Annotated in this window: 8 protein-coding genes; 7 read left to right on the top strand and 1 reads right to left on the bottom strand. The window is 60.1% G+C overall.

What is annotated here, in order from left to right:
* Positions 1 to 63 precede the first annotated feature (63 nt).
* The 4 genes from EV665_RS31545 to EV665_RS31535 are packed head-to-tail and all read left to right on the top strand — an operon-like array spanning position 64 to position 3,496.
* The gene (locus EV665_RS31545) at positions 64 to 1,167 is read left to right on the top strand and encodes a phage terminase large subunit (RefSeq protein ID WP_245507900.1); all 1,104 of its coding nucleotides are present in this window, start codon (positions 64 to 66) and stop codon (positions 1,165 to 1,167) included.
* A 4-nt stretch (positions 1,168 to 1,171) separates the two neighbouring features.
* The gene (locus EV665_RS32550) at positions 1,172 to 1,327 is read left to right on the top strand and encodes a hypothetical protein (protein ID WP_162853234.1); all 156 of its coding nucleotides are present in this window, start codon (positions 1,172 to 1,174) and stop codon (positions 1,325 to 1,327) included.
* Complete coding sequence (locus EV665_RS31540) at positions 1,320 to 2,675, top strand: DUF1073 domain-containing protein (protein WP_133037206.1); 1,356 nt, start codon at positions 1,320 to 1,322, stop codon at positions 2,673 to 2,675. Before EV665_RS32550 ends, EV665_RS31540 begins: the two co-directional genes overlap by 8 nt.
* The gene (locus tag EV665_RS31535; protein ID WP_133037205.1) at positions 2,675 to 3,496 is read left to right on the top strand and encodes a phage head morphogenesis protein; all 822 of its coding nucleotides are present in this window, start codon (positions 2,675 to 2,677) and stop codon (positions 3,494 to 3,496) included. Before EV665_RS31540 ends, EV665_RS31535 begins: the two co-directional genes overlap by 1 nt.
* Here the strand turns inward: EV665_RS31535 and EV665_RS31530 are convergent.
* Positions 3,453 to 3,692: a hypothetical protein gene (locus EV665_RS31530; RefSeq protein WP_133037204.1), complete on the bottom strand. Its 240-nt coding sequence runs from the start codon at positions 3,690 to 3,692 to the stop codon at positions 3,453 to 3,455. The two genes, EV665_RS31535 and EV665_RS31530, sit on opposite strands and share 44 nt — an antisense overlap.
* Here EV665_RS31530 and EV665_RS31525 point away from each other — a divergent pair.
* The 3 genes from EV665_RS31525 to EV665_RS32750 all read left to right on the top strand — a co-directional run.
* Entirely contained in the window at positions 3,685 to 4,851 is a 1,167-nt protein-coding gene (locus EV665_RS31525; protein WP_133037203.1) for a class I SAM-dependent methyltransferase, read from the top strand. The genes EV665_RS31530 and EV665_RS31525 overlap by 8 nt on opposite strands.
* Before the next feature lie 2 nt (positions 4,852 to 4,853).
* On the top strand, positions 4,854 to 5,345 hold the full coding sequence (locus tag EV665_RS31520) for a hypothetical protein (protein WP_133037202.1): 492 nt from the start codon (positions 4,854 to 4,856) through the stop codon (positions 5,343 to 5,345).
* 255 nt (positions 5,346 to 5,600) lie between these two features.
* Positions 5,601 to 6,128, top strand: a 528-nt coding sequence (locus EV665_RS32750) for a DUF2213 domain-containing protein (RefSeq protein ID WP_133037200.1), incomplete at its 3' end; no start/stop codon positions are given.

The raw sequence follows: 6,128 nt of genomic DNA, 5'->3' as shown, positions 1-6,128 counted from the left end.
CGGGCTTAAGCCCTCCCGGCGGTCTCAGGCCGGCGCCGCAGTGGCCGACTTTTGCTCCGCCCCGTGGCCGGTTTTTACTCCGCCGTTGACAGCTTGTGGCGTCACATCGACGAAATCAAGTCGCTAGAAGGCATTGATATTTGCTGGGTCGAGGAAGCCCATAACCTTACCCAGGAGCAATGGGATATTCTGGAGCCGACCCTGCGAAAAGAAGGGTCGCAGTTCTGGATCATCTTCAACCCGCGCCTGGTCACCGATTTCGTTTACCGGCGGTTCGTCACGAACACGCCGCCGGACACGATTAAGCGGAAGATCAACTACGAGGAAAATCCCTTTCTATCGGATACCATCCTCAAGGTCATCGAGGCGAAGAGAGCCGAAGACGAGGACGAATACCGGCACATCTACCTGGGTGAACCACTTCAGGATGACGATGCAGCCATCATCAAGCGGTCCTGGATACAGGCGGCGATCGATGCGCACCAGAAGCTCAAGATCGCACCATCTGGCCGTAAGCGCATAGGTTTCGACGTCGCGGACGGCGGAGCAGACAAGAATGCCGCGGTGCTCGCCCACGGGATTGTCGCCGTTGCTGTTGATGAATGGAAGGGCAGGGAAGACGAGCTTTTGAAGTCGGCTGGACGGGTCCACGCCATGGCCGTCGAGAGCAAGGCCGAGATCGACTACGACTGCATCGGCGTCGGGGCTTTCGCCGGAGCGCACTTCAAGGCGCTGAACGAGGAAAAGGCGGTTCGGGTCGCCTACCACAAATTCAATGCCGGGGGCGAAGTCCTGCACAAGGAAAAGCGGATCGACCCGAAAGACCCGCAATCTCCGTTGAACGGCGACTACTACGCCAATCTGAAGGCTCAGGCATGGTGGGAGGTGTCAAAGCGGTTCCGCAACACCTTCAACGCTGTCACCAAAGGTGAGCGCATCGCAGAGGACCAATTGATCAGCATCTCCAGTGATTGCGATCACCTTGATTCGCTGATCGATGAGCTTTCGACGCCGCACCGAGATTTCGACAACCGCGGCAAGGTCAAGGTCGAGAGCAAGAAGGATCTCGACAAGCGAGACATCCCGTCGCCGAACAAGGCTGACGCCTTCATCATGGCCTTCGCCCCGCGCGGTGGCTCGTCTTACACCCTGTCCAACGTTGGATGACCTCATGTCCTGCACCCCATGCCAGCGCCGGCGCCAGATGCTCGCCGAGGCCAAGGAGAAGGCCGGGGCAAAGGGTGTGCTGAAAATCATCCCGGCCGTGGTCAAAGACACGGTGAAGAACCCGCCGCAGTTGGTCAGGAAGGGCAAGCCGAATGGGTGAGGTTGTTCATTTCAAGACCGATAGCCTCCGCTCGCTGGTGGCCGGTCTTGGCGATCCCATGCGGGATAAGCTGGCGGGCTCCTACTATGGCTTGCAGATCCTGACAGACGAGCAGCTTTTCAACGCGTTTCGCTCTACCTGGCTTGGAAAGAAGATCATCACCATTCCGGCCATGGATTCGGTCAGGAAAGGTAGGGATTGGCAGGCCGAGGCGGCGCAGATCGAGCTTATCGAGGCAGAGGAGAAGCGCCTCGGCTTCTGGCAGAAGCTCTACGAGGTTCAAGTCAAGGCAAGGCTCTGGGGCGGCGCTGCAATCTACATCGGAACTGGTGACGCCGATCCGTCGCAGCCGCTCGACCCGGAGCGCATCGGAAAGGGCGGGATCAAGTACCTCACCGTCTTGTCCCGCCGCGAAATCATTGCCGGCCAGATTGACCAGGATGCCCTGTCCGAGACCTACGGCAAGCCGAAGGAGTATCAAGTCAGCGGCGCGAACACGATGGCGACCATCCACCCGTCGCGCCTGGCGGTATTTGTCGGCTCGGCGCATGCCGATCCCCTGCTCGTCTCGGGCCCGAACCATGGGTGGGGAGACAGCGTTCTGGATAGCGTCTATGGCGCTATGCGCAACGCCGACGCCACGGCCGGGAACATTGCCTCTCTGGTCTTTGAGGCGAACGTGGATATCTTTCGCATCCCGGACTTCACGGCGAGCCTGGCCGAACCGGCATACGAGCAAGCTCTGCTCAACCGCTTTGCCCTCGCCGCAACGGCGAAGGGCGTCAACCGTGCTCTGATCCTCGACAAGGACGAGGAATACGACCGAAAGCAGATCACCTTTGCCACGTTGCCGGACGTCATGAAGACGTTCCTCGACATGGTTGCCGGCGCGGCGGACATTCCCGTCACGCGCCTTGTAGGAACGGCGCCGGCCGGCCTCGGCTCCAACGGCGATCACAGCATGAAGAACTACCACGACCGCATTGGATCAATGCAGTCGATGGAAATCACGCCTGCCATCTATCGGCTTGATGAATGCTTGATCCGTTCGGCTCTTGGCAGCCGGCCCGCCAAGGTTTTCTACACGTGGGCTCCGCTGGAGCAAATGAGCGAGAAGGAAGAGGCGGAGATCGGCAAGATGCACGCCGAAACCGCTGAAATCCTGAACCGGGCAGGCCTTTTCACGCCGGACGAGCTTCGCACCGTCGTTGCCAACCAGCTTGTTGAGACATCGTTCTATCCCGGGCTTGACCAGGCGATCGCCAATACCGGCGACAACTGGGAAGAGGAGCTTGGTGGCGGGGAGGAAGAAGAGCCCGACAATGATCCTGTCATTGCGGAAGAGTGATGCTCCGGTACTCCATCGCGAAACTGGCGGCCGGTAAGCAGGCCAAGGGCACGACAGCCCTCATGCAGCCCGTCCCGCTGCGCCGTGCCGCGGAGCTGGAATTTGAGAAGGCCTTGAAGACCGTCCTGAAGGGTATCGCCGCCGAGGTGCGCGAGAGCATCATCCCGGTCTATGCTTTTGACCTGCAGCAGCGCAGAGCGGAGAGGCGCCTCACCGGGGACGGTGCGAACCGTTCATGGTTCCAGCGTCTGGGCACGGTCGTCAACCTCCTGGGCCGCCGCGCGACGGAGATGGTGGAGCGCGTTCTACGCCTTGAGGCTAAACGGTACGACGATGGCTTCATGGCGGAGGCCAAGCGGGTTCTCGGCATTGACCTGCGCGCCGTGGTCCGCGCCGAAGACCTAGAGGATCAGATCGAGGCGGCCATAGCCCGCAGCGTTTCGCTGATCACGAGCATGTCGGCAGACATGGTGAAGCGAGTCGAGCAGGTCGTCATCGAGAACAGCCTCGCGGGCAACTCGGTGAAGACGCTGAAGTCAAAGCTCGTGGAGCAGTTCGGCATCGGGGAGCGCAAGGCTCAGCTGATCGCGCGGGATCAGATGTCGAAGTTTCATGCCGATCTGGATCGGCTTCGGCAAACGCAAGCGGGGATCACGGAATACGATTGGGCTACCAGTCACGACGAGAGGGTACGCCCGCGGCATCAGAGGCTTGACGGCAAGCGCTACAAATGGGGCGAACCTACGGGCGCGGAGGAAGGATTGCCGCCCGGCAAGCCTATTCTTTGCCGCTGCCGGGCTCGCGCCGTGATCGTGTTTTGATGAGATCTTCGAGCATCTCGGTCTTGTAGACCATGACCGGGGTCTCTTCCATTTCGGCGATCAACTCGTAGTCGACGCCGAGTTCTTCGATCTTCTCTTTCAGGCGGCGGACCTCGCGGGCGAGCCCCTTGATTTCGACGTTTTGCTCCAGGATCAGCGTGCGGAGCGCACGAAAGTGCTCATCGGATATGGACAATCGTTTCTACGCTCCGGCTGATGCTTGGAAGGGTGAGGCCGCGTTCATTCTCGGCGGCGGCCCGTCACTGAAGGATTTTAACTGCGATCGGCTGAGAGGCAAGGGCCGAGTGATCGCGGTGAACGATGCCGGTCTGCACAAGGCGCCGTGGGCGGACGTGTTGTTCTGGGCCGATCAGCGCTGGCTGGAATGGAACCGGGGCAAGCTCGGGCTCCACACCGGTCAATGGAAGATCACCAGGAAGCGTCCTCACGTCGATACGGGGCACGACATCAAAGTCATGCGCTTCCTGCCGCGCGGCCTCTCGCATCACGCCGATGCGGTCGGAGGGTGGTGCGGCGGGTCGTCGGCGATCAATCTGGCATATCTGCTCGGCTCTCGCGTCGTCGTCCTTCTGGGCTTCGACATGAGGCCGGGCAACTGGCACGAGAACCACAAGTTGCCGCCGCTCCCGGATCAGCACCGCGGCAAGTTCGTACCGACGCTGGAAGCCATGGCGCCGCAACTGCTCAGGGCAGGGGTGACGGTCGTCAACACCAACCCCAGAAGCGCCCTGCGGTGCTTTCCTTTTGCCGACATCGAGGAACTGCTTGCAATGGATGATCTCGCCACCCTGGAGCGCGAAAAGTACCTCGCCATATGGGAGAGGGACGAATATCGCCGGATCAGCCCCGGCATGCTGGAGCGAGAGCGGGCTTTCAAGGTCTGCGAGATGCGCGCCGGGCAAAGCCTGATCGATTTCGGCTCCGGGCCGGCTCGGGCGACGAAGTGGTTCGAAGAGCAGGGCCTCAACGTCATCGGCGTCGATATCGCACCGAACGCGAAGGAAACGGACGTGTCTGTAATCGAGGCCTGCCTTTGGGATCTGCCCGAATGCATCCCCCCGGCCGACTATGGCTATTCCTGTGACGTCCTTGAGCACATTCCGACAGAGAAGGTTGACGACGTGCTCGGCGGCATCTCCGGCCGCGTGAAGCGGTCGGCCTATTTCCGCATCGCCACCCGGCCAGATCGCATGGGTCCGAAGCTGCTGAACAAGCCGCTGCACCTGACCGTGAAGAGCGGCGAGTGGTGGCGCCGCAAGGTCGAGGAGCACTTCCCGCTTGTCGACGTGATCGAGAACACCGGGCGGGATGTCGTCCTGCTGGCGAGGCCATAGGCGTGATCCACGACGATTTCCCAAATCGCTCATTGGACGGCAGCCGTGACAGCCGTCTGCATGACGAGGTAAGGCTGGCCTACAGTGAGATGTTCGGAGACGCCATCGTTGAGATATGGGCGGCTCCGGTTTTTGGCCATCGCGGTTTCAGGGCGTCCGCCAAGAAGGCACTCAGGTTTTGGACGGAGAACGGGATGCGCGATCGCATGGTGACAAACAAGGCGTATCCTGGATATTTTCTGATTAGCCGTTCTGAGATGGCAGCAATGCCTAAGCCGGTAGAACCACCCATCGACGATCAAGTTGAAGTCCAAGTTGTATGTCACTTCGCTTGGTGGGTCTCGCCCGCCTTAAAATTCTTTGTAGGATTCGCAAAGGTCGTCGGAACCGTCGTCGGCGAGGATCGGGCCTGTACCATGATGGCTAATGTCATCACCCCTCTCGTGATGCGTTTTGGCTTTGACGCTGAGTTGCGCGGCAACGGGGGAGAGTGATGGTTAAACCTCGCGAAAATCGCGTGCCTATCATGATGTCAGATGATGAGATCCAACGAATAGACGACTGGCGTTTCGATAATCGCGTAGCCACTCGTTCGGAGGCGGTACGCCAGCTCTGCAGCATCGGCCTTTCGGCACGTAATAGGGAGTTGTTAGATGGCGAGACCGAAGCTGGGTGAAAGCGACACCGAGCCGTGGAAATGGCGGCCGGTCGCGGGCGGTTCTCTGGGGTGATGCGAGGATAGACCCACCATGAAAATCGAAGATAGCGTGCTGCTTGGGGATACCCTCCAAGTAGACGAGAACGGCTATCTGCGCGTCAATGCGCGGACGGCGAGAACCGGGATTCAAGTGTATTCGGGGATCGAGGTTGGCCGCCCGGAACTTACGGCGGTCAACGTTTATCGAGATGAGGCCGAAGTCTTCTCGAAGTCCTCACTAAATACCTTCGCGAACATCCCCATCACACTCGGGCACCCAGAGGCCGCCGTCAATGCGCAGACCTGGCGCGACAAGGCCGTTGGAAACACGCTCGAAGAGGTTCTGCGCGACGGCGAGTACCTGAAGATCGGGCTAAAAATCATGGATGCCGCCGCCGTTCAGGCGGTCAGAGACGGCACTCGCGAACTCTCTGTAGGGTACGAAACACAGCTTCTGTGGGAAGACGGCAAGGCGCCGGACGGCACGAGAGGTGGCTCGGTTTGTCTGAACAGCTTCGGGCGTTTCGCTAAGTGGATTTCCGCCTCGATTATGCCGCCACCATCATTGGTGTCAGCGCGT

Source organism: Shinella granuli, assembly GCF_004341885.1.
In the GTDB taxonomy this organism is placed as follows: Bacteria; Pseudomonadota; Alphaproteobacteria; order Rhizobiales; family Rhizobiaceae; genus Shinella; species Shinella granuli.
The sequence above is the reverse complement of the archived record's forward strand: the minus strand, read 5'-3'. Positions and strand labels throughout refer to the sequence as shown.

What these genes read in the sequence shown, in the direction of transcription:
- EV665_RS32550 (WP_162853234.1), top strand. Translation starts at nt 1,172, where the DNA reads ATGTCCTGCACCCCATGCCAGCGCCGGCGCCAGATGCTCGCCGAGGCC.
- EV665_RS31525 (WP_133037203.1), top strand. Translation starts at nt 3,685, where the DNA reads ATGGACAATCGTTTCTACGCTCCGGCTGATGCTTGGAAGGGTGAGGCC.
- EV665_RS31535 (WP_133037205.1), top strand. Translation starts at nt 2,675, where the DNA reads ATGCTCCGGTACTCCATCGCGAAACTGGCGGCCGGTAAGCAGGCCAAG.
- EV665_RS31540 (WP_133037206.1), top strand. Translation starts at nt 1,320, where the DNA reads ATGGGTGAGGTTGTTCATTTCAAGACCGATAGCCTCCGCTCGCTGGTG.